The organism is Mycolicibacterium peregrinum (assembly GCF_001665625.1).
GTDB classification, from domain to species: Bacteria; Actinomycetota; Actinomycetes; order Mycobacteriales; family Mycobacteriaceae; genus Mycobacterium; species Mycobacterium peregrinum_B.
On the sequence record NZ_LZSY01000060.1, the window covers coordinates 1 to 21,111 of the forward strand.

The window sequence follows — 21,111 nt, forward strand, 5'->3', positions numbered from 1 at the left end:
GTGCGGGGCCGTCCTGATCGAGCAGGAACAGGCGCAACTCGGCGGTGTCTTTGAGTTCTTTGGGACCCACCCCGACCGCGACCCGCACCAGGTCGGCTTCGAACTGCTCGCGGGTCACCTGGTCGACGAATCCCGGTAGCCGGTGCACCGCATCGCGCAGCACCTTGACGTGATCGGCGGTGATCAACCCTGCACCTTGCGCGGCAGCCACCACCGGCAACACCGCAGGCAACGGGTCCCCGGTCAACGAACGCCGTGGCCCCAACTCGGCGGCCTCACCCAGCCGCCGGCCGGCCTCAGCGGTCGACAGCCGCCACCGAATCCGCAGCACCTCATTCCAGGTTTTGGCACCCAACTCCTGAGGTGTGGCTGCGGCCTGCAACTGCGCGAGCAGCCGATGCCCCACAGCAGGCAGCTGACACAGCAGTTCCTCGTACTCGTCGAGCACCGCCACCAGCTCAGACCGGGTCAACGACTCAAAATCACCTGCGGCGAACGCATCGAAAGCCGCGCGTAACCCCGCTACCGCCCGGACCGCACCCGCCTCCACGAATCGAACATACATTCGACCACCGACAAGTGCGGCCGGTGCGCTAGACCCGGTCCGGGGCCCAGTACTCCAGCATCTCTGCGAAGGTCTCGAACGCCGGCTTCGACACCCCGTAGGCCGCTTCGAAGTGGATGCTCAACGGGAAACCGAGCTCGGCCACGCCGTCGATGACCCGCTTGTAGAGGTCGAGCATCAGGCGGCGCTTGTCCGCGGGCTCCCGCTGGGCCAGGTCGGTGACGAATGCCTGCTCAGCGGCGACGGCCTCGTTGCCCGGGTCCTGGATGAGCCAGTTGATCAGACCGACCTTGGTCTCCATCTTCGGCACGAACCCGAACGACAGCAGGATCTCTGGGCGGTGATCGGTGGTCTTGGCGAGCTCAGTCAGGAACTCGACGATGGCATCGGAGTACAGCAGCTGGGTCATGCCGTATGTCGCGCCCTGGTCGCACTTGAAGTTGAACCTGCCCTGCTCGCCCTCACGGGTGGGGATCAGGATGGCGCCGCGGTTGGGCACCAGCTCCTCATAGGTCGACAGGGCATCGGTCGGGGCCACGCCCTCGCCTTCGCCGTCCTTCATCGTCCGGGGCACGCCGACGAAGGCGATGCCCTCGAAACCCGCCGCACTCAGATCGGTCAGGCGCTTGCCCAGCGCCTCGGAGTCCAGGAACGAGGTGACCTGTGTGCACAGACCGCGCATGCCGGGCAGCTCAGGCCGGAGGATGTTCCAGTAGTCCAGGACATCCATCCGTGGCTTCATCTCGATCGGACGGTCGTCGTCCTCATCGATCATCCCGGGGATCATCACGTGGCGGATCCGGCCTTCGATACCGGTCTCAGATGCCAAGGCGAGCACTTTTCGCGCCTCGTCAACGGGGTACTGCACACCGCGATCAAGGGTGGGCGGGACGAGTTCCAGCGCGATGGTGTTCAGAGGCACCTGATTGCTCCACACTCTCATTACATTCAGACACGGCGTCATGGGCGGCGTTGACCATGACCGGCCGGTCCATCCACCCTACGGAGCCAGGCCGTGCGACCACACAGGTACCTCCGCCAACCCGCAGCGTGGTAGACCACCTTGCATGGCTGAGCGCGTCACATTCCCCAGTTCGACAGGCCCGATGCTGGCCGGGGTGATCGATCGGCCCGACGGACCGGTGCGCGGCTGGGGCGTGTTCTCGCACGGCTTCACCCTCGGCAAGGACTCTCCGGCCGCCTCGCGCATCTGCAAACAGCTGGCTGCCGACGGCATAGGAATGCTGCGCTACGACGCACTCGGCCTGGGCGGATCCGAGGGCGACTGGGGTGACGGCTCCTTCACCCACAAGACCCAGGACATCATCGAGGCCTGCAAGTTCATGGCCGAGCGCGGCACCCCGGCCGACATCCTGATCGGACATTCGTGGGGCGGTTCGGCCGTCATTGCCGCGGCCCGACGATCACCGGGTGTCCGGGCCGTGGTGACCGTGGGTGCACCGTTCGATCCCACACACGTCGAGCGTCAATACGACGCGGTGATCGAGCAGGTCTGCGCCGAGGGCAGCGGGCAGTGGATGGTCGGCGGGAAGACCCTGACCCTCAAGCGCGCATTCGTCGAGGATGTCCGGGCCACAGAGCTGCTCGACAAGATCAAGGGCCTCAAGATGCCACTGCTCATCCTGCACTCCCCGACCGACAACACCGTCGGCATCAAGAACGCCAGCGACATCTTCTGGGCCGCCCGCCATCCGCGCAGCTTCGTCTCGCTGGAAGGTTCCGAACACCTGCTGACCGGGCCCGGGCAGGCCAAACGCGCCGGACGAATCATCGGCGCCTGGGCCGACGCCTACCTCGACGTGCGATAGCGTCGCTACATGTCTGACGCAGCCACTCAGATCGCGTTCGTGCAAGCCACCTGGCATCGCAACATCGTCGACAAGGCCCGCGAGGGGTTCACCGAGCAGATCGGCACCCATGGCTTCGACGGCGCGGCCCTGGAATTCTTCGAGGTTCCCGGCGCCTTCGAAATTCCGCTCACCGCAAAGCGTCTGGCACTCACCGGACGTTACCGGGCGATCGTCGCGGCCGGGCTCGTGGTCGACGGCGGCATCTATCGCCACGAGTTCGTGGCCACCGCGGTGATCGACGGACTGATGCGCGTGCAGCTCGACACCGATGTGCCGGTGTTCTCCGTCGTGCTCACCCCGCATCACTTCCACGAGCACGACGAGCACATCGAGTACTTCACCAAGCACTTCGTCAAGAAGGGCGCGGAGGCCGCCAACGCCGTCGCAGCCACCCTGGCGTTGCACAGCTCGCTGGATTAGTCGCGCACCAGGGCGTCCCGGCCGGCCTGGATCATCTCGTCTCGCGCCACCACCTTCACGCGCTCTCGCCCCTGGACCTCCCCCAGTGAGATCTCGTGAGAGTCGAGGCGCTCCCATTCCGCCCACGTGGTGTAGTCGATACCGGTGGCCGACAGGTGCTCGAGTATCGCGTCAGGATCGCGAGTTTCGGGAGTACGCAGGCCCGGCAGGTCGTCGAGCAGGCTCGCAACGGTTTCGGCCGCATCGGACTTGGTATGTCCGATCAACCCGATCGGGCCTCGCTTGATCCAACCCGTCACGTAGGCGGCATCGATCAGCCCACCGTCGATATCCAGCACCCGGCCCGCGTCATTCGGCACCACGCCTGCATGGTGGTCGAACGGCAGCTCCGCCAGATGCGACGACAGATAACCCACGGCACGGTACACCGCTTCCACCGGCCAATCGGTGAATTCTCCTGTGCCGCGGACATTCCCGTCGCCGCACAGTTCGGTGCGCTCGGTGCGCAGGCCCGCGACCCGCTCTGTGCCCAGTACCGCCACCGGCGACTGGCACAGGTGAAGGTGAATGCGGTGCGGCGCACCGGTGGGTTCGCGCTGCAGATACTTCATCATGGTGTCCACCACGAGCCTGGTCGACTTGCTCGTGTTGATCGCGTGCTGGCTGGCCTCGTCGATCTCGAAACCCTCCGGATGCACGATGACATCGACGCTGGGCGAGTGTGACAGCTCGCGAAACTCCATGGGGCTGAACTTGATCTGCGCCGGACCGCGGCGGGCGAAGACGTGGACGTCGGTGGCCTGGTTGGCGGCCAGCCCCTGGTAGACGTTGCCCGGAATCTCGGTGCTGAGTTGTTCGTCGGCCGGCTTGGCCAGCATCCGCGCGATGTCGAGTGCCACGTTGCCCGCACCGAGCACCGCGACGTGCTTCGCGGTCAGCGGCCACGTGCGCGGCACGTCGGGATGCCCGTCGTACCAGGACACGAAGTCGGCGGCACCGTAGCTTCCCGGCAGATCGATACCCGGGATGTCCAGCGCCCGGTCGGCCCTGGCCCCGGTCGAGAAGATCACCGCGTCGTAGTGGCGGCGCAGATCGGCCAACCGCAGATCCGTGCCGTAGTGGACATTGCCGATGAACCGCACGCTGTTCTCGTCACGGGAGAGCACGCGGCGCAGTGCCTTGATGATCTCTTTGATCCGCGGATGATCCGGGGCGACTCCGTAACGCACGAGTCCGTACGGGGCAGGCAACCGGTCGAACACGTCGACGCGCGCGTGCTCGTATTCCTTGGTCAGGATGTCGGCGGCGTAGATGCCGGCCGGGCCCGCGCCGATGACTGCTACCTGGATCTTCCTCATGCCAACCCTTCTATTTAGGTAAGGCAAGCCTAAATAGAAGGGGTGGCCGTGTGAGGGCTTCCCTACGAGATCCCTGTCACGGTGCGGTGGCGCGCCGCACGTGCCCAGCGATGTGGTCGTAGACCTTCCTGGTGACGTCGACGTTGTTGCTCATGATGTTGTAGCCATGGTCGACGTCGGGCACTTCGTAGTACTCGGCCAAGGCGCCGACCGCGTCGAGTTTCTCGGCGTATCGCCACGCCTCGTCGCGCAACCGGTCGTACTCGGCGGTGACGATCAGCGCCGGGGCGATGCCCTCGATTCCGTCGGCGTTCGCGCCCCAGGCCGGGGACGCAAGCCGGTCGGTGCGACGGGCACGATCGGGTATGTAGGCGGTGTCGAACACCTCGCCCATCCACGGCTTCAACACGGCCTTGGCGCCCACCGGGGAGTGTTTGTCCTTGGTGGCAGTGACCAGGTCCAGCGGTGGGTAGTGCAAGACCTGTAGCGCGATCCGCGGTCCACCGCCCTCCAGCGCCAGCCGCGCGGCCGCCGCGGACAAGCTGCCGCCCGCACTCTGCCCACCCACACACAACCGGCTGCCGTCCCAGTCATGTTCGGGCTTCGAGACCCAGCTCAGCACGTCATAGATCTGTTCGGCCGGGGCGGGAAACCGACGATGCGGGGCCAGTAGGTAATCGACGTTGATCACAACGACATCCGCGTGTGCGGCGAGGAAACGGCACCACGGGTCGTCCTGCTCTCGGTGTCCGACGACGAAACCTCCGCCGTGCACGTTCACGTACACCCCGGGCTTCCCCTCGCCGGCCGCCGGGTGATACACCGTGGCGGCAACGTCACCGTGACGGGTCGGGATCGCGATCAGCGTTGTGCGGCCTGGTATTTCGGGGAACCGAACGGCACTCATGGGCCCCGGACGCACTCCTACGGAGAACAATCGGGCCAGGGCATCAGCCACCATCGGCGTGGACAGTATGGACACGTTTTCCTTCGCATGAGCGGTGAGTTCAGTTGGTTCAACTGAGGGTGTCGGACGGATTCTCACCGAAGGTACGCCGGTAGGCAGCCGCGAAACGCCCGGTATGGGCGAATCCCCATCGAGCCGCGACGGCTTGCACCGTCGTTGTCGCCGGATCGGCGTTCAGCAGCTGGCGCCGGGCGAGGTCCAGACGCACCCGGCGCAGATATCCCATCGGCGAGACCTCGAGATGGCGCCGGAACATGTATTGCAACGCGCGGGGCGTGACATAGACCGCCTCGGCGATGTCGGCAAGGGCGATATCGCGGTCGGCGTTGGCTTCGATGTAGGCGATGGCTCGCCGCAGCAGCGCCGGTTTCGCGTCGCGCCGATCGGTCGGACCGGGTTCGAGCCCGGCGTTGGTCGGCATCGTGGAGACCACGGTCGCAGCCAGCATCGAGGCGGTGCTCGAGGCCAGCAGTGGCGGTACGGGCCCACTCCTGGCCTGCACCACCGAGCGCACGTACTCGATCGCGACGGTGAGCTGGTACCCCGCCTGCGGCGACACCGGACGATGGCCGGTGAACCGCACGGATCCGCCCGGTTCGCCGGGGCCCGTCGTCGCGACGCGCCCAAGCAATTCGGTGTCGAACATGGTCAGGTCGTAGCCGGCCCGGCAGACCCGGCCCGAGTAGGGCAGCTCGGGCGGCGAGAACAACGTGACGTCTCCGGGCCCGAACACATCCTGCGGTTCGCCGATGAAGTTCTCCTCGATACGGCCCGAGTGCACTCGGCACAAGCAGATCCGGTTCAGCGGATCAGCGTCGTACGACATGTGATAGTCGAGCTCGAGCTCGTCGAAACTGATCGACCCCAGCCACTTCCGGACGATGCGCGTCGTCGGGCGCTCGCCCGGACCCCGGCCGATGGACATCTTCGTGTACGCGCGCGCCAAGAAGTCCTCGGTGGCGCCGAGGTTCGTACTGGTGAAATCCAGATCTTCGTTCGCCGTCATCACGTTTCGCTCGAGGTGGGCTCACTGGGGCGCGGTCGCTGCCCCAGAAAGCCATTCTACCTGCATTGCTTACGTTGTATACGGCACCAGCGGGACGGTCAGCCAGAACCGGCCGTCGCGCCCGTGAGGCCCACGACGGGCAGGTGATGGTCCGCGAACACCTTCAGCAGCGGACGCAACGCACTTCCGACCACTACATGCCAGGCCGCGCACCTCTGGTTGCACTCGTCGGCGAAGGCCAACAGTTCGCGGAAACCACTGATCGCCATGAAATCCACCGCGCGTAGATCCAGGACGAAGGGGGTCCCCGGCTGAATGAGCCGGCGGACCGCGGCGACCAATCGGTCCGCGTTGCAGATATCGATTTCTCCCTCGACCACCAGCACAGTGGCCGGGCCACGGATATGCGCCGAGACCCGCGCTCCGGCGCAGTCGACGACTGCGGTGTCGGAAGAACGGACCGGACGCAGCCGATCCGCGTAGTGAACAGCAGTCATGACACTCCATCGCCTAGCTACAAGGGAGCGAGGTGCGACCCTCGATCACGTGACTTTGGCTGTGCCCTCAACCGCATTGAGACTATCGCGATCACCGCCGACCGCGATCGTTTCGGATTGCGGGGCACGGGCCATCGGTTACTCGAAACACGTTTAGCCACCGTGATTTTCGACTCCGATCACACGGTTCGGCGGTTGACGAGGATTTCGTTGCCTGGATCGGCTCGTACCTCCGGATGTTCGTTTATTGACCCGCATGCCCGAGGCGCCGTGTCCCGGGCCATGTTCGGTTCTTTATGTGAATCCGGCCACCCGGCGATCGCCAAGGCCCCGGAAACTCCTGGACAGCGACCCAATCCCCACAAACGTGAACATGGCTCATGTCAGCAATGTGCGACGATTCAGGCGTGGTCACCCACAAGCCACTACGGCGCCGCCAACCAGTACAGGAGCGCAGCAGACGACGCGTCGAGCGCATCCGGGCTGCGGCGCTCGAGCTGCTCGAGACTCAGGGCGTCGACGCCGTCACCACCCGCGCCATCGCCCACCGCGCCGAAGTTCCGGTCGCGACGGTGTACCAGTTCTTCCCGAACCGGGATGCGATCCTGCAGGAGATCGTCACCGACCACCTGGACCGTCGCGATGCCGAAGGCGCAGCAGTCCTGGCCGCGCTGGCGCCGACCAGCCTCGCCGAGGTCGCCCACGGCATCTTCGAATTCCACTACGAACACCTGCGGAACCATCCGCACCTGGTCAACTTGCACTACACCAGCCTGGCGAGTGGACAGATCGCCGATCCGCGAGTGCGCCGGGCCGAGTTCGCCACCGCGCTGCATGCCGGCCTGCTGCACTGGGGACTGCTGCGGGAGGACACCGATCCGCTTGTGACGATGGTCGCCGTCGAGATGGGTGATCGCCTGCTGGAGATGGCCTTTCACGCCGGCCCCGAGAAGGACCGCGCGATTCTCACCGAGGGCGAACACGCGCTCACCCAGTATCTGCAGGCCTACGCCGCACCCACCGCCTGATCGAAGCCACCGGCGCGGAGTTGCTTGGCCAGCGCGAACCGGGTGAGCGTGCCGACGAACCGGTCGAGTTGCGTTGGCCGGGCGCGCATCCGCGGGCCGAAGGCCCATTGCCCATCACAGCGTTCGAGTACGAGCTCCTCCACCGGCTCGTCGAACACCGGGGTCGCCACGCCCGGCGAGCTCGCATCAGTCCAGTTTTCGACGATGTGCACCTGCAGGCGGCCGCCGTCGACCCGCCGGACCCGTACCGACGTCGGCGTGACCGATACGGCGACTGTGGTGGTTTCGAAGTCGCCGCCGATCCCGACCTGGACGACGTCGTCGACGAGGGGAACACTCAGCCAGGTGGTTTCGGGCCGAAGTTGGTCCAGCAGCCGGTCCAGACCGGCCGTCTGCAGGGTCGACGAACACGCACGCATACCGTTAATGATTATCATTTTCACCAACAGCCCTCAACTTCTCGGGCAACTGCGCAGCTCAGCAGGTCAGCGGCGGGCCCCGCTGCCACCGACTTCGGCGGCCAGTGGCGGCGGCAACGGTGTCGTCGGCGTGGGCGACGCGGTCGCCGGAGCGGGAGCCGCGCCCGGACTCTTCACCGAGTCCTGTGTGGCGGGGGCGCCGGGGCGGTGAAAGTCGATCATCGCCTCCTCCCGGATCACCTTCTCCCCCACACTGAGCACCAGCGACTTCGCCGTCACCAGGTACTCGATCCCGGCGTTGTCCACCCGGAACGCGCCGTCGTCGTTGCGCGTCGCGGGCACGATCAGCTTGGCGCCGTCGCGCAGCCGGACACCGCGGTACTCGTACTTGCCGCCCGACACTGAACAGATCGCAACCCTGGAGGCGTCAGTGCTGCCGTACAGCACGGTGGCGTCCGCGCTCGGACACCGTGCCGTCGAGTCGACATATCCACGGCCATCACTGGCCGGCGCGGCCGAGGCCGACGGAACACCCACCGCGAGCAACGTGACACCCGCCGTCACCGCAGCGGTGAGACAGCGACGCGGGGACCAGACACCAGACATCGGTTACCACTGAACCATGGCTTTGCTGTTTACGAGAGCGTCAACCCCGAGACAGCACCGAATCGTTAGGTCCCCGCAATACAACCGGTTCTGACGGGGAGAACACCACCGGGATCCGGCAGTAGCCCTGCGTCACCCAGGACGGGCCTGGGTCTCGGAGATCAACCGGTCCTGTTCCCCATGGTGGGTGGTCAGGCCATCAAGAGCGAACGGCATTGCGCTGGAGGTGGTTCGAGACTAAGGCGCCAGGCTGCGCATGGTCCTGACCACGAAGTCGTCCAGCAGGGCGTCACGGGTGGGCCAGTCGTTGGTGGTGATCAACAGGGCATAGAAGCCGAGCAGGAAGAAAACTGCGCTGTTCCACGGGCTGACGTCGGCGGCAACCTCACCTTGCTGTTGGGCCAGTTCGATCTCGCGCGCGACACCCGAGATCACCGGGTGCTCCTGGGTGTCCGACGCAGGGGGACGGGTCTGCGAGAAATGCAGGGCCAGAAAGTCTTTGAACAACACGTCACCGAGCCGTCGTTCCAGGCCGATGACAAGCCGCATCGACTCGCGCAGCCCGTCCTCGAGGGTGTGCGGCTTCTTGAGGAACTGCGTGTACAGCTTGGCGATACGGACCTCTTCGCGCTGCTCGAGTTCGAGAAGCACGTGTTCCTTGGTGGGGAAGTGGAAGAAGAACGTGCCGTGCGCGACACCCGCCGCAGTGACGATCGTGCCCACATCCGCTTCGGCCATCCCGGCGCGCTTGAACTCGGCGATCGCCGCACCCATCAACCGCTCACGCGTCTGGAGGCGCTTCGCCTCACGCGCAGACAGCCCGTCTGCCACAGCCATTCCATTCCTTCGTGTTGACCGGGCCCACGCGCCCGACTCACCCGAATCTAACCCGTGGCCGCGTCACGCAAGATCTGTTGCAGCCGGTCCAACGGATCACCGGAGGTCGGGTCGAGCCGATTCGGGGGCTGGGTAGGCGCCGTCCCGCCGGCCCCCGGCGGCAGTACCGGCGCTGCCGGCGCTGGGGGTGGCGGGTTCGGCGGCACGATCGCTCCGGCCGCACCGATCTTGCTGTTCAACCGCGCGGGGGCCTCGCTGTCGGCAAAGCAACCCGCAGGGGCACGGTCGATCACCTCCCGTGCGGACAGGTAATGGCTCAGTGCCGTCCGGCCGTCGGAAGCCGCGGCGGCACGGTCACCGAGTGACTCGCGTACCAGTTCCAGATTGATCCTCGCCGAACATGATTGAGCTCCATTCAAACGGGCCACCGCGTCACTGAAGTTCTGATCGGCGTCGACGAGCCGGCCCTCGAGAACGGCCAGTGCACCCGCGGCGAAACTGGCCTTGCCGGGTTCGACGACGTTGAGCACCTGGAGCCGACCCACCTCGTTCCTCAGCGCCTCGATGTCCCGGTCGGTGAAGCTCGCCGCCGTCGAATTACCGATCAGCACCACCGAGAGCAGTTTGACGATCGCGATGACGAGTACCAACGCCACCGGGGCCGAGTACACCAGAAGGCGGCGACGCACCGTGCTCATGACCGCAGCCCCATGTCGATCGGTTGGGTGCGACGAAATTCACGGAGCACCTGATAGAGCTCGACCAGGATGAGCAGGGCGGCCACAGCGGCGAACACCCAGTACAGCTCCACGGCGGTGGACGCCGGTACGGCCGCAGGTGACTGACTTCGGGTTTCGTCGCCCGGCAACGCTTCGGCCAACGGTCTCGCATCCGTACGCGACACGAACGGCACCCCGATCTGCTCGGCCACCCCGCGAAGCGCCTGCGCCCCGGCGTCGTCGTACCCGAGTACCGCGCCCCCGTCCACCGCATTCTCGGTCAGCTGGAATTCACGTTGCGGTGCCTGCGATTCCGGGGCACCCGCGCCGAGATAGAACACGAGGTTCTGGGCCCGCGGAAATTGCTGTACGGCGCTGATCAGCTGGTAGCGCAGGATGTTGGCGGCGGCGCCGACGTTGGCATCCGGGGTGTCCGATGCCTCGGGTGCGGCATTGGTCGCGGCCACCACCGGGCGCAGGCTCCAGGTGTCGGCGGACAGCGGCCAGTCCACCGACGGGCGGTCGGCGAAGGAAATCAGGGCGAAGCGTGCCTGCGGGTAGCGTTCGATCAGGGCCGTGATGTCGTCGCGGGCCGCCGCGATCCGTTTCCCCGACATGTCCGGTGAACGGTCCAACAGCACAAAGATATTCGGGTCGCGATCGCCGGCGGGTCGGGGCACGGTGTCGTGCGTTCTTCCGGCGACGGGGCCGAGCGCAGCCACCAGCAGCAGCATGCCGGCTGTGGTGAGTGCCGACCAGCGCCACACCGAGGCCCAACCACCACCCTGCGCCCGGACCCGCCCGAAGCTGATCGCGCGGGCCCCGAGCAGTACCACCGCGAGCACCGCGACCAGCAGTGGCGGCAGGATCGGTTCAAACCTCATCCCCGCATCACCACCGGCCACCACCACAGCACCGCCATGGCCAGCAGCACGAGCAACACCGGAACCCCCGGCGTTTCGGCCGATCGGACGTCCGCTGACTCGCCGGTCGATCCCGCTTGCGGCGGATGGTCCCGGATCTCGGTCAGATGCGAAGCGACATCGGCCGATCCAAACGATCTACCCCCGGTGGCGCGGGCCAGTTCGCCGGCAGCGCCATCTCCAGATCCGGGGGTGATCGCGTTGACCTGAACACCGGCCGTCACCGCCAGGTCGCGGAGTCGGTCGGTGTCGAACAGCGGTGCCACGTCACCAGGTCGGGGCAGGGACTCAGGGCCCACATAGATCATCGACCGGCGCTGCGCGGACGGCTCGGAAAAGGACGGAAACCCGGTCAGACACATCGCCAGCACATCCTCGACGCCGGCGGCGTAATCGACGTAGGACACCGGCGCGACGAACGGCCGCACACCTTCCTGCTGCCCGAATGCGGCGAACTGTGCTGCGGCGTATTGGTAGTCCCGGGTCAGTGGAATGACCCGCCGGTTCGCCGAGGTCAACCCGACCCTCTCGGTACCGAAGGAGCCGGCCCGATCGGCGAAGTACCGCAGCGTGGTGCCGACGGCGGGATCGGTGAGCGGGCCGCCGACGCACACCATGATGTCCTCCGGGGTCGCAATCTGGTTGGCACGGCTCCACGACGGCAGGCCGGTGGGGCGGGCCGCGATCAGCGCCGAGGCCGCGAAGGCGACCGTCAGCGTCACCATGGCGACGACGGCTGCCACGGTTCGCCGGCGCGCGGCGCGCACGTACTCGGGCAGCCGGGTCAGCCGCCGGGTATTGGCCAGCGGAACGAATTCGTCCGGGTCCACCGACTGCTTCGGCAGCAGGGCCAGGCCAACGCACCCGGCAAGTGCGAGGCAACCGGCGGCCGCCACCGCCCACCAGATCAGGTCCATCCGCGGATCAACTCCTCGGTGGTGGCGCTGGCCGTACCCGCATCGAGCGTCGAACGGTGGTTGAACTGAATGTCGGTGAGGTCTTCCAGAACCGGCGCGGCGGGCGCCGCGGCACTGTCCGCGATCGCGTCGACCTGCATGTACTGTGCCTGCACTCCGGTGGCAGCATGCAGGAATGCGCGCAGTTCGGCACTCAGCGCCGAACCCGCGCCTGCCGCGGTGAGATCCCCCGCCCGGTAACGGTTTCCGATGAGCCGCACCGCGCGGGCCGACCGTCGGCGCAGCAGTTCGGCCCGGGCGGCACCGAGGACGGGCAGCTCCCGCACCGCTCGCCGTCGCGACGTCAGCACGAAAACCCCTCCGTACCACGCGCACAGCAGCAGGGTCAGGCCGATCGCGATCCACAGCCACACCGATGAGTAGGGTGTCGGGCCGATAACATCCTGCAGCAGGTCATCCGGCACGGGCGTACACCCCGGTCATCGCGGTCAATGCCGCCCTGATCCGCATGCTCCCGGTCACCCGGGCATGAGGTATTCGCTGCCTGGTCAGGAATTCGGAAAGTTGTTCGCGCCGTTGCGCTTCTGCCCGCCGATAGGCCTCGATGACGTCTTGGTCCACCCCGGTCAGGATGGGTCGCCCGTCGGCGACCTCATAGCTGCGGCCGGTGTCGCGGTGTGCGCTCACCGCAGGCATGTCACTGACCAGGGGCCACAGCACGTCGTGGCGGGCGGTCAATGAACCAAGGACCTCGGCCAACCGGTCACTCATCTCGGGTTCGTCGGAAACGACGAAGATCAGCAGCCGGTGACGGTAATGGCGGGCCACCCACTCGAGCTGAACCAGGATGTCGCTCGGACCGGGATGGTCGGTGGCGTGGTGGTGGAACCGGTGCAGCATGCTCTCGATGTGGGTCTCGCCGCGGCGCAGCCGGATGTCCACATTGCCGCGATGGTCGCCGAGCACCATCGCGATCTCGTCGGATCGGGGCAGCGTCATCAATCCGATCGCACCGATGAGGTGTTGGGCCACAGTCCTTTTCAACTCACCCGACGGCGCCAGTGCGCAGCTGTTGCGCCCGGCGTCCGCGATCACCAGGACCTTGTGGTGCTTCTCGGAGACGAACCGCTTGATCAGGGTGTGCCCAGAGCGTGCGGTGGCCTTCCAGTCGATGTCGCGGACGTCGTCACCGGGCACGTAGGGGCGCAGCTCGTCGAATTCCAGGCTGCGGGTGTGCACCAGCGCGTAGCGGCCGCCTTCGAGCAGCCCGCCGATGTCGCGGCCGGCATACGCCTTGGCGGAGTCCAGGTATCTGCCCATCGCGACCTCACGGGACCTGCACCGCGCGCAGCACCGAATCGATGACGACATCGGGGGTGATTCGGGCGGTGGCGGCTTCGAAGCCGAGGATCAGCCGGTGCCGCAGCACGCGGTGGGCCAGGCGGGCGATGTCATCGGGCACCACGTGGTCCCGTCCGCGCAGCATCGCCAGGGCGCGTGCCGTCCGGCACAGCGCCAGCGTCGCTCGCGGGCTCGCGCCGTACTCGATCACCCGTGCCAGGTTGGCGGGCAGATGCTGTCCGGGCTCACGGGTGACCGCCACGAGGCGGCTGGCGTACTCGACCAGCGCCCGGTCGAGATATACCGACCGGACGATGTCCTGCACGCGACGTATGTCGTCGATGGTGACGACGGGAGCTGCACGGTTACCCCGGTCGTAGAGGCCTGCGTCCATCCGGGCGGCGATCTCCACCTCGTCCTCGACCGAGGGGTAGCCCACGATCTCCTTGAGCATGAAGCGGTCGGTCTGAGCCTCCGACAGCGGATAGGTGCCCTCCTGGTCGACCGGGTTCTGGGTGGCGATGACGAGAAACGGTTCGGGGATGGGATATTCGACGCCGGCGATCGTGGTCTGGCGTTCCTCCATCGCCTCCAGCATGGCGCTCTGGGTCTTGGCGCTGGATCGGTTGATCTCGTCCAGCAACACGATGTTGGCGTGTACCGGGCCCAGTTGTGTCGCGAACGAGTTGCCGGCCGCCTCGTAGATCTGGGTGCCGATGATGTCGCTGGGCAACAGGTCGGGTGTGCACTGGATGCGCCGGAAGCTTCCGTCGATGGACTCGGCCACCACTCGGGCGGCCGTGGTCTTGGCCAAGCCGGGCACACTTTCCAGCAGTAGATGTCCACCGGCGAGCAGCGCGACCAGCATCGATTCGCGCAAATGGTCCTGGCCGACCACCCGGGCGGAGAACGCCGAGGTCACCGCACCCACAATGCGCTGAGCTTCGGCGGCATCGCGCTGGTCAGCCTGCAATCGCGGTGCGGTCATGGATCCTCTCCGGTTCGGTCGTCCCCCTTCCCCAGACCCAGTCGATGTACCCAGACTTTGCCGATGTCATGCGCGCGGGATTAGTCGGGCCCGGCGCCCGGGTATCCGGGCCGTACGCCACGCGGAGAGGAATTCCGATGGAAAGCAAGGACCTTCCAACTCCCGAAACAGGGATGCTGTTGACCCACTTCCTGACCGTCGCCGACGTGCCGCGATCGAGGGCTTTCTACCGCGACGTGCTCGGCGGCGAGGTGGTGATGGCCGAGGACCCGTGCATCGTCAAGCTGGCGAACAGTTGGCTGATCATGAACCCCGGCGGCGGCCCCACACCCGACAAGCCGGACGTGACGCTGCACCCGCCGACCGATCCGCACACCGCGACCAGCTTTCTGAACATCCGGGTGGCCGACATCGACGCGTGTTACCGGGAATGGAGCTCGAAAGGTGCCGAATTCCTGACCTCGCCCATCGACCGGAAGGCCGAAGTCCGGTGCTACATGCGCGATCCGGACGGCTACCTCATCGAGGTGGGTCAGATGACCGGTCTACTGAGCGGCGTACACGCCGGCACAGGTTCGGCGACCTGACGTGGGCTCACCTGTCCGGCGATGCGCCGGGGCCACCAGAACCAGCGTCCGAGCAGCACGGCGATCGGCGGGACCACGAACGTCCGTACCACCAGGGTGTCGATCATCAGGCCGATACCGATGGTGGAGCCCACCTGGGCGATCGTCACCACACTGGCGCCGAGCATCGCGAACATGGTCAGCCCGAACACGATACCGGCGACGGTGACGACGCTTCCGGTACCGGCGAAGGCCCGGATCGTCGCAGTGCGGACGCCGGCCCGCGCCTCGTCACGCAGCCGCATCGCCAACAGCAGGTTGTAGTCCGCACCGACGGCGACCAGGGCGATGAAGGCCAGGGCGGGCACCGCCCAGTGCAGGGGCTGGCCGAACAGGTACTGCCAGACCGCGACACTGGCTCCCAGCGCCGATGCGTAGGAGATCGTGACGGTGGCCAGCACCACGATCCCGGCGACCGGACTGCGCAGCATGCCGGCCACGATCACGAAAATGAGCACCAGCGTGGCGATCACGAGCAGGGTGAAGTCGTGTTGCACGTAGTCGACGAGCTCGGCGGTGGCGGTGCCGACGCCGGTCAGATCGACGACGCCGCTGGAGGCCAGCGGCGTGTCCTTGAGTGCCTCGGTGGCGGCAATACGAATCTCACTCGAGCGGTCCGCACCGTCGCGGCCCCAGGACTCACCGTCGCCGTAGACCAGCAATCGGGTGGCACGGCCGTCCGGGGAGAACATCATGCCCATCACCCGGCGGTACTCCGGGTCGTCGAAAGTCCTTGGTGGCAGATAGAATCCACCTTCAGAGCTGCCGTCGAAGTCGGTGCTGAGCTGCGACAGGTAGGCGGTCATCTGTTGCATCTGCGGGCCGACCGATCCCAGGCTGGAGCGCAGGGTCGACGTGAGGCCGCGCAGTTGCGTCAGCGCCGAGCGCATGGTCGCCACTGCATTGGCCGCACCGTCGAGTGAGTTCGTGGCGCTGGTGGCACCGTCGTTGAGTGCCCCCGCCCCGCCTGCCAGGGTGCCGGTCGCACTCACCGCGTCGTCGAGGGGCGTGACGATTTTCTGCACTGCCGCGCAGATGGGATTGGCCGCGCAGTTGGGGTTGCTGTTGACGAACTGCCGCAGCGGGTCGGCGTATCCGGAGACCGACTGGAGGTTGCCCTGCAATCCCGACATACCCGTTCCGATGTCCTGTGAGCCGGCCCCGACCCGGTTCAGCCCGTCGACGGCGCCGCTCAAGCCGCGTTGCATGCCGTCGAGGGCGGCGTCGAGTTGGCCGATGGTGGCCGTGACAGTTTCCACGGAGCTCATCCCGTCGAGCGCGGATTGCGCTGTGCCGTCGAGCTGTTCGCCGATCTGGCCGGCCTGGTAGGTCAGGGTGCCCTGGCGAACCGGCGTCCCGGCCGGCCTGCTGGCCGATTGGACCGTCCGTACCCCGCGTACTTCCAGGATCTTTCGGGTGACCCGCTCGATCGTGATGAGCCCGGCTGGATTGCGCAGATCGCGATCGGCCTCGACCGAGACGATCTCAGGCAGGAGCCGATTGTCCGGGAACCGGTCGTGAACCGCCCGGTATCCGCGACTGGAGTCGGTGTCCGCGGGTTGCGCGCTCAGTTCCGCGAAGGAGATGTTGGCGCCGAGCAATGGCACCGCGCAGAAGACCAGCGCAGCCACGGCGACCACCAGGACCGGTCCTGGCCAGCGGGCCACCGCCGTGCCGATCCGGCGCCACCGGTGGCTGATCGTCGCGGCCCGCGGTTCCACCCAACCGCGCCGGGCGAACCAGCCGATCAACGCCGGGGTGAGGGTGAGCGCGCCCAGCATCGCCGCGAGAACACCTATCCCGCTGGGTATTCCGGCGCTGCGCAGAAAACTCACCTTGGCGAAGGTCAGGCAGAACAACGCGGTGGCGATGGTCGCGGCGGAGCCGGCGATCACCGGGGCCACCCGCCGGTAGGCGTCGGCCAACGCATCCGGTTGCGTCATCCCCGCCCGCCGGTTCTCGTGGTAGCGGCCCAGCAGGAAGATGCCGTAGTCGGTCCCCGCGCCCAGCACCATCGCCGACATCAGCGCCACCGAGAACACCGACACCTCGATCACGCCGTGCTCGCCGAGCAGTGCGACCACCGGCCGGGCGACCGCCAGGGACAGACCGACGGAGGCGAGCGGGACTGCGGCTGTGATCGGCGAGCGGTAGACGAACAGCAGCAGGGCCGCGATCAACCCGACCGTCAGGACGGTGATCCTCGCCAATTGCGAGTCCAGCGCGGCGAATTCATCGACCAGGCTGGGACCGGGGCCGGTGACGTGGACACGCAATCCGGGCGGGATGTCAGGCGCGTCGACCGCAGCTCGCAGGGCGGTCACGGCGTCGGTCGCGGTGGTGCTGCCCAATTGGCCGGAGAGCCGGGCCATCAGGTATGCCGACCTGCGGTCCCGGCTTTCGAAGACTCCTGCGGCGGCCGGGTCGTCCCACAGGTCCATCACCGATTCGACGCCGGGAGTGGCGGTGCGCAAGCGGTCGGCCAAGCTGCGGTAGTAGCCGCGGTCGGACTCGCCCAGCGTTCGGTCCGCCTCGAGGACGACGTAGGCGATGTTGTTGCTGTCGGAATCTCCGAACAGCGTGCCCATCCGTTGCGCTGCCTGCGTCGCGCCGGAATCGGTGGGGAAGAACGCCCGGGACTGCTCCTTCACGACGTGTTCCAGCTGGGGCACCGCGACGTTGCCGAGGCCGGCCAGGACCAACCAGGCCGCCATGACCAGGAGTGCATACCGACTCACCGCTCGGGCAATGGTCTCCAACATGGCTCCCCCACCATCCATAACAATGTTATTGGCAGGTATAACATTGTTATGGCAGCATGTCCAGGACGATGTCCAGCATGGGAATTCGCGAAAGCTTGATCGAGGAGAGCCTCCAGGTCCTTGAGGAGAGCGGACCTGAGGCACTCAGCGCCCGCATGCTGGCCAAGCGGATCGGCGCGTCGACGATGGCGGTGTACACCCACTTCGAGGGCATGCCCGGCCTCTACGAGGCCCTGGTGCGGGAGTCGTACGTCCGCTTCGGCGAACACCTGAGCCGACGGCCCGACACCGACGACCCGGTGGCGGATCTACTCGCCTCCGGCCTCGCCTACCGCGAGTACGCACTGACCTACCCGCAGCGCTACCGGCTGATGTTCGGGATCACCTCGCCGTCCATCACGCTGCCGATCGGCCGCGATCTCACCGTCGACGGCAACCCGGCAGCTCTGTCCGAGATCAACTCGGTCTTCGCGCAGATCCCGGCATTCGTGGAGCGGTGCATGACCGCAGGCGCGATCGACGAGGGTGATCCGGTGGCCGTGGCCGCGCAGATCTGGACGATGATGCACGGCTACGTCCTGGCCGAGATCATCGGTGTCTTCGGCGTCGACGGCGCGGGAGTCTCGCGGGTGCTCGCACCCCACATCACCAATCTCCTGGTCGGTCTCGGCGGTGACCGCGAACGGATCCAGCTGTCGTTTCAGCGACTGGATCCGCCTGCGACGCCGCCGCGCCCGCCATCACCCGCGACCGCCACCGTCCGGCGCGGGCGCCGGACCCGCAACCCCTAGGCCGCCTAGGGCCTGAGGATGATCTTGACGGCGCCGTCCTGCTTCTTCTGGAAGATGTCGTAAGCGTGCGGCGCCTCGGCGAGCGGCAGCACATGAGTGGCGAAATCGTCGACGCCCAGCGGATCGTCATCGCCGAGCAGCGGCAGGATGTCACCGACCCACTTCTTCACATTTGCCTGTCCCATCCGCAACTGGACCTGCTTGTCGAACAACGTCAGCATCGGCAGTGGGTCCGCCATGCCGCCGTAGACGCCGATGAGAGAGATCGTGCCGCCGCGGCGCACGATGTCGATCGCCGAATAGAACGCGTCCAGCCGGTCCAGCCCGGCGTTCTGCATGAACGGCTTGGCGATCGCGTCGGGCATCAACGCGGTCATCTTCTGCAGGGCGGAGGCCACCGGCGAACCGTGCGCCTCCATACCGACGGCATCGATCACCGAGTCCGTGCCTCGGCCTTCGGTCATCGACCGCACCGCGTCGCCGACCGATTCGTCGAGTGTGTCGAGGTCAATGGTGGTGATGCCGCGAAGTTCGGCACGGGCCAGCCGCTCCCGGATCCGATCCACTGCGATCACCCGGTAGCCGAGATGTTGTGCGATGCGGGCTGCCATGTCGCCGATCGGCCCGAGCCCGAGGACCGTCACCGAGCCCCCATCGGGAATGTCGGCATAGGCAACGGCCTGCCATGCGGTGGGCAGCACGTCCGACAGATAGACGAACCGCGAATCCGGCGGCCCCTCAGGCACTTTGATGTGCGTGAACTGGGCCTGGGGCACTCGGAGATACTCGGCTTGACCGCCGGGGACCTGACCGTAGAGCTCCGAATAGCCGAACAGCGCCGCGCCCATGCCCTGATCACGAACCTGGGTGGTCTCGCACTGCGTATAGAGCTGCTGATCGCACATGAAGCAGTGGCCGCACGAAATCTGGAAGGGGATGACCACACGCTCGCCGACTGTCAGGCTGCCGACGGCGGAACCCAGCTCTCGGACGATGCCCATCGGCTCGTGACCCAGGATGTCGCCCGGATGCATGAAGGCACCGAGCACCTCATAGAGATGGAGGTCAGAGCCGCAGATGTTGGTCGAGGTCACCTCGATGATTGCGTCGGTGGGATCTTGGATCTCGGGGTCGGGCACGGTTTCGACCCGCACGTCCCGCCGACCGTGCCAGGTAACAGCTTTCAAGATCTACTCCCATCGCTCGCGGTATCGCAGGTGAGGGCTACCCCGCCAGACCGGCGCCAAACCGCACCGGGGTGGTCGACAATGGGCTGATGGCACAGAGCTGGGACGGCTTCGATGGATTTCTCGAGCTCATCGACTACCCGATGTTCGTCGTGACCGCACACGGCGAGGACGGGCCGGCAGGTTGTCTGGTCGGCTTCACCACTCAGGCCAGCATCGATCCACCTCGTTTCCTTGTCGGTATTTCGAAGCAGAACCACACCTTTGCCGTCTCGGAAGCAGCCACGCATCTGGGTGTGCACCTATTGGCCGGCGACGACCTCGAACTGGCTCGCTGGTTCGGTGGCCAGACCGGTGACGAGGTCGACAAGTTCGCCGCGTGCAGTTGGCATGCTGGCCCCGTCGGCACACCCATTCTCGATGCCGCACCCGCCTGGTTCGTCGGCGCCATTCTCGACCGGTTCGATCTCGGCGACCATGTCGGCTACCTGTTGAATCCGGTTGACGGCCAGGCGCCCGGCGAGCCGCGGCCATGGATCAACCTCAGCGACGTCGCCGACCTCAAGCCCGGGCACGACGCCTGAGCGTCACTTCCAGGCGAAAACCGGCTGCTCGAGTTCGTCGACCGGATCCGTACGACCCTCCAGGGCCAACCACCGCAACTGCAACAGGACCGCACCGGTCGGCGCGTGGATCAGGTCGTTGCCCAACGGAATCTGCACGACCGGGCGCGGGCTCTCCGGGATCGTGATGAACCGCGGCGAATCCTCGCGCTGCAGTTGGTGCAGGCCCACGCGGTACGCCGCCACCACCTCGTCGGGAGACGGCCGTAGATCCAGCCGGCCGCCGCCCCAGATCACCACCGGGGTGATGACGTAACCGGAGCGGGTCGGGTAGTCGTCGAGCAGTCCCAGCACCGACGAGTCCGACAGGCTCACCCCGACCTCTTCGTCCAGTTCCCGCAGCGCGGCCTCGACCGCATTTTCACCCGGGTCCAGCCGGCCGCCGGGAAGCGCCCACTGCGCGGCGTGTGACGACAACCGAGATGTCCTGCGACACAACAGAAAAGCTGCCCCGCCCGACACATCCACCATGCGGCGGTCGCGGTGGTGCTGGTCGATTCCGAACTCGGTGAGGACCGGGTGGATCCGGCGCCGGTCGACGAGTGGATCGGCGGACGGCCGATGCCGGAACCCGGGCTGGACGGCCGCATGGTGGATGTGTCGGGCGGGGCAGCTTTTCTGTTGTGTCGCAGGACATCTCGGTTGTCGTCACACGCCGCG

24 protein-coding genes are annotated in these 21,111 nt (G+C 66.6%); 6 read left to right on the forward strand and 18 right to left on the reverse strand.

The window, feature by feature from the left end:
* Together A5779_RS07550 and A5779_RS07555 are read right to left on the reverse strand one after the other, a co-directional pair.
* On the reverse strand, nt 1-565 hold a 565-nt coding region (locus A5779_RS07550; protein WP_131811604.1), incomplete at its 3' end, for a DUF222 domain-containing protein.
* 28 nt (nt 566-593) lie between these two features.
* Nucleotides 594-1,487, reverse strand: a complete 894-nt coding sequence (locus tag A5779_RS07555; RefSeq protein ID WP_064880520.1) for a mycobacterial-type methylenetetrahydrofolate reductase — start codon at nt 1,485-1,487, stop codon at nt 594-596.
* A 145-nt stretch (nt 1,488-1,632) separates the two neighbouring features.
* Here A5779_RS07555 and A5779_RS07560 point away from each other — a divergent pair, with 145 nt between their 5' ends.
* Complete coding sequence (locus A5779_RS07560) at nt 1,633-2,394, forward strand: alpha/beta hydrolase family protein (protein ID WP_055118957.1); 762 nt, start codon at nt 1,633-1,635, stop codon at nt 2,392-2,394.
* A gap of 9 nt (nt 2,395-2,403) precedes the next feature.
* Nucleotides 2,404-2,856: a 6,7-dimethyl-8-ribityllumazine synthase gene (locus A5779_RS07565; protein ID WP_064880485.1), complete on the forward strand. Its 453-nt coding sequence runs from the start codon at nt 2,404-2,406 to the stop codon at nt 2,854-2,856.
* Here A5779_RS07565 and A5779_RS07570 read toward each other — a convergent pair.
* From A5779_RS07570 to A5779_RS07585, 4 genes are all read right to left on the reverse strand, one after another.
* Entirely contained in the window at nt 2,853-4,214 is a 1,362-nt protein-coding gene (locus A5779_RS07570) for an FAD-dependent oxidoreductase (protein ID WP_064880487.1), read from the reverse strand. The two genes, A5779_RS07565 and A5779_RS07570, sit on opposite strands and share 4 nt — an antisense overlap.
* 76 nt (nt 4,215-4,290) lie before the next feature.
* Nucleotides 4,291-5,196, reverse strand: coding sequence for an alpha/beta hydrolase (locus tag A5779_RS07575; protein ID WP_064880489.1), 906 nt, complete (start codon nt 5,194-5,196; stop codon nt 4,291-4,293).
* Between the two features lie 34 nt (nt 5,197-5,230).
* Nucleotides 5,231-6,187 (reverse strand): helix-turn-helix transcriptional regulator, encoded by a 957-nt coding sequence (locus tag A5779_RS07580; protein WP_064880491.1) that lies wholly within the window; start codon nt 6,185-6,187, stop codon nt 5,231-5,233.
* A gap of 98 nt (nt 6,188-6,285) precedes the next feature.
* The gene (locus tag A5779_RS07585; RefSeq protein WP_064880493.1) at nt 6,286-6,684 is read right to left on the reverse strand and encodes an STAS domain-containing protein; all 399 of its coding nucleotides are present in this window, start codon (nt 6,682-6,684) and stop codon (nt 6,286-6,288) included.
* 407 nt (nt 6,685-7,091) lie between these two features.
* Here A5779_RS07585 and A5779_RS07590 point away from each other — a divergent pair, with 407 nt between their 5' ends.
* Entirely contained in the window at nt 7,092-7,712 is a 621-nt protein-coding gene (locus A5779_RS07590) for a TetR/AcrR family transcriptional regulator (RefSeq protein WP_064880522.1), read from the forward strand.
* Here the strand turns inward: A5779_RS07590 and A5779_RS07595 are convergent.
* The 9 genes from A5779_RS07595 to A5779_RS07635 form a co-directional block, all read right to left on the reverse strand.
* Nucleotides 7,691-8,131 carry a hypothetical protein gene (locus tag A5779_RS07595; protein ID WP_064880495.1) on the reverse strand — a complete coding sequence of 147 codons (441 nt, stop codon included), beginning with the start codon at nt 8,129-8,131 and terminating at the stop codon, nt 7,691-7,693. The genes A5779_RS07590 and A5779_RS07595 overlap by 22 nt on opposite strands.
* A gap of 66 nt (nt 8,132-8,197) precedes the next feature.
* Nucleotides 8,198-8,737 carry a hypothetical protein gene (locus A5779_RS07600; RefSeq protein WP_064880497.1) on the reverse strand — a complete coding sequence of 180 codons (540 nt, stop codon included), beginning with the start codon at nt 8,735-8,737 and terminating at the stop codon, nt 8,198-8,200.
* 237 nt (nt 8,738-8,974) lie between these two features.
* Nucleotides 8,975-9,574: a TetR/AcrR family transcriptional regulator gene (locus tag A5779_RS07605; RefSeq protein ID WP_064880499.1), complete on the reverse strand. Its 600-nt coding sequence runs from the start codon at nt 9,572-9,574 to the stop codon at nt 8,975-8,977.
* A 47-nt stretch (nt 9,575-9,621) separates the two neighbouring features.
* A complete protein-coding gene (locus A5779_RS07610) occupies nt 9,622-10,272 on the reverse strand; it encodes a hypothetical protein (RefSeq protein ID WP_064880501.1) in 651 nt (216 codons plus the stop codon).
* Nucleotides 10,269-11,177, reverse strand: coding sequence for a VWA domain-containing protein (locus A5779_RS07615; RefSeq protein ID WP_064880524.1), 909 nt, complete (start codon nt 11,175-11,177; stop codon nt 10,269-10,271). The genes A5779_RS07610 and A5779_RS07615 overlap by 4 nt, the downstream gene beginning before the upstream one ends.
* On the reverse strand, nt 11,174-12,133 hold the full coding sequence (locus tag A5779_RS07620; protein ID WP_064880503.1) for a hypothetical protein: 960 nt from the start codon (nt 12,131-12,133) through the stop codon (nt 11,174-11,176). The genes A5779_RS07615 and A5779_RS07620 overlap by 4 nt, the downstream gene beginning before the upstream one ends.
* Complete coding sequence (locus A5779_RS07625) at nt 12,124-12,597, reverse strand: hypothetical protein (protein ID WP_064880505.1); 474 nt, start codon at nt 12,595-12,597, stop codon at nt 12,124-12,126. The genes A5779_RS07620 and A5779_RS07625 overlap by 10 nt, the downstream gene beginning before the upstream one ends.
* Nucleotides 12,587-13,453, reverse strand: coding sequence for a DUF58 domain-containing protein (locus A5779_RS07630; RefSeq protein ID WP_064880507.1), 867 nt, complete (start codon nt 13,451-13,453; stop codon nt 12,587-12,589). The genes A5779_RS07625 and A5779_RS07630 overlap by 11 nt, the downstream gene beginning before the upstream one ends.
* Before the next feature lie 7 nt (nt 13,454-13,460).
* A complete protein-coding gene (locus tag A5779_RS07635) occupies nt 13,461-14,462 on the reverse strand; it encodes an AAA family ATPase (RefSeq protein WP_064880509.1) in 1,002 nt (333 codons plus the stop codon).
* 137 nt (nt 14,463-14,599) lie between these two features.
* On the opposite strand from A5779_RS07635, the gene A5779_RS07640 reads away from it, so the two are divergent.
* The gene (locus A5779_RS07640; protein ID WP_064880511.1) at nt 14,600-15,049 is read left to right on the forward strand and encodes a VOC family protein; all 450 of its coding nucleotides are present in this window, start codon (nt 14,600-14,602) and stop codon (nt 15,047-15,049) included.
* Here A5779_RS07640 and A5779_RS07645 read toward each other — a convergent pair.
* A complete protein-coding gene (locus tag A5779_RS07645; protein ID WP_064880514.1) occupies nt 14,995-17,850 on the reverse strand; it encodes an MMPL/RND family transporter in 2,856 nt (951 codons plus the stop codon). The two genes, A5779_RS07640 and A5779_RS07645, sit on opposite strands and share 55 nt — an antisense overlap.
* Nucleotides 17,851-17,927: 77 nt before the next feature.
* Between A5779_RS07645 and A5779_RS07650 the strand changes: the two genes are divergently transcribed.
* The gene (locus A5779_RS07650; protein ID WP_165609227.1) at nt 17,928-18,641 is read left to right on the forward strand and encodes a TetR/AcrR family transcriptional regulator; all 714 of its coding nucleotides are present in this window, start codon (nt 17,928-17,930) and stop codon (nt 18,639-18,641) included.
* A gap of 5 nt (nt 18,642-18,646) precedes the next feature.
* Here A5779_RS07650 and A5779_RS07655 read toward each other — a convergent pair whose 3' ends face one another.
* Nucleotides 18,647-19,828, reverse strand: coding sequence for a zinc-dependent alcohol dehydrogenase (locus A5779_RS07655; protein WP_064880518.1), 1,182 nt, complete (start codon nt 19,826-19,828; stop codon nt 18,647-18,649).
* A gap of 89 nt (nt 19,829-19,917) precedes the next feature.
* Here A5779_RS07655 and A5779_RS07660 point away from each other — a divergent pair, with 89 nt between their 5' ends.
* Entirely contained in the window at nt 19,918-20,412 is a 495-nt protein-coding gene (locus tag A5779_RS07660) for a flavin reductase family protein (protein ID WP_064880526.1), read from the forward strand.
* A 3-nt stretch (nt 20,413-20,415) separates the two neighbouring features.
* Here A5779_RS07660 and A5779_RS07665 read toward each other — a convergent pair whose 3' ends face one another.
* Nucleotides 20,416-21,048: an NUDIX hydrolase gene (locus tag A5779_RS07665; RefSeq protein ID WP_413784899.1), complete on the reverse strand. Its 633-nt coding sequence runs from the start codon at nt 21,046-21,048 to the stop codon at nt 20,416-20,418.
* Between the last annotated feature and the right edge of the window lie 63 nt (nt 21,049-21,111).

Excerpts from the sequence above, each read along its gene's own strand:
- A5779_RS07570 (WP_064880487.1), bottom strand. The coding sequence starts at position 4,214 with ATGAGGAAGATCCAGGTAGCAGTCATCGGCGCGGGCCCGGCCGGCATC.
- A5779_RS07645 (WP_064880514.1), bottom strand. The coding sequence starts at position 17,850 with ATGTTGGAGACCATTGCCCGAGCGGTGAGTCGGTATGCACTCCTGGTC.
- A5779_RS07640 (WP_064880511.1), top strand. The coding sequence starts at position 14,600 with ATGGAAAGCAAGGACCTTCCAACTCCCGAAACAGGGATGCTGTTGACC.
- A5779_RS07595 (WP_064880495.1), bottom strand. The coding sequence starts at position 8,131 with ATGCGTGCGTGTTCGTCGACCCTGCAGACGGCCGGTCTGGACCGGCTG.
- A5779_RS07560 (WP_055118957.1), top strand. The coding sequence starts at position 1,633 with ATGGCTGAGCGCGTCACATTCCCCAGTTCGACAGGCCCGATGCTGGCC.
- A5779_RS07630 (WP_064880507.1), bottom strand. The coding sequence starts at position 13,453 with ATGGGCAGATACCTGGACTCCGCCAAGGCGTATGCCGGCCGCGACATC.
- A5779_RS07585 (WP_064880493.1), bottom strand. The coding sequence starts at position 6,684 with ATGACTGCTGTTCACTACGCGGATCGGCTGCGTCCGGTCCGTTCTTCC.
- A5779_RS07620 (WP_064880503.1), bottom strand. The coding sequence starts at position 12,133 with ATGGACCTGATCTGGTGGGCGGTGGCGGCCGCCGGTTGCCTCGCACTT.
- A5779_RS07660 (WP_064880526.1), top strand. The coding sequence starts at position 19,918 with ATGGCACAGAGCTGGGACGGCTTCGATGGATTTCTCGAGCTCATCGAC.
- A5779_RS07565 (WP_064880485.1), top strand. The coding sequence starts at position 2,404 with ATGTCTGACGCAGCCACTCAGATCGCGTTCGTGCAAGCCACCTGGCAT.
- A5779_RS07635 (WP_064880509.1), bottom strand. The coding sequence starts at position 14,462 with ATGACCGCACCGCGATTGCAGGCTGACCAGCGCGATGCCGCCGAAGCT.
- A5779_RS07610 (WP_064880501.1), bottom strand. The coding sequence starts at position 10,272 with ATGAGCACGGTGCGTCGCCGCCTTCTGGTGTACTCGGCCCCGGTGGCG.
- A5779_RS07650 (WP_165609227.1), top strand. The coding sequence starts at position 17,928 with ATGGGAATTCGCGAAAGCTTGATCGAGGAGAGCCTCCAGGTCCTTGAG.
- A5779_RS07600 (WP_064880497.1), bottom strand. The coding sequence starts at position 8,737 with ATGTCTGGTGTCTGGTCCCCGCGTCGCTGTCTCACCGCTGCGGTGACG.
- A5779_RS07605 (WP_064880499.1), bottom strand. The coding sequence starts at position 9,574 with ATGGCTGTGGCAGACGGGCTGTCTGCGCGTGAGGCGAAGCGCCTCCAG.
- A5779_RS07615 (WP_064880524.1), bottom strand. The coding sequence starts at position 11,177 with ATGAGGTTTGAACCGATCCTGCCGCCACTGCTGGTCGCGGTGCTCGCG.
- A5779_RS07580 (WP_064880491.1), bottom strand. The coding sequence starts at position 6,187 with ATGACGGCGAACGAAGATCTGGATTTCACCAGTACGAACCTCGGCGCC.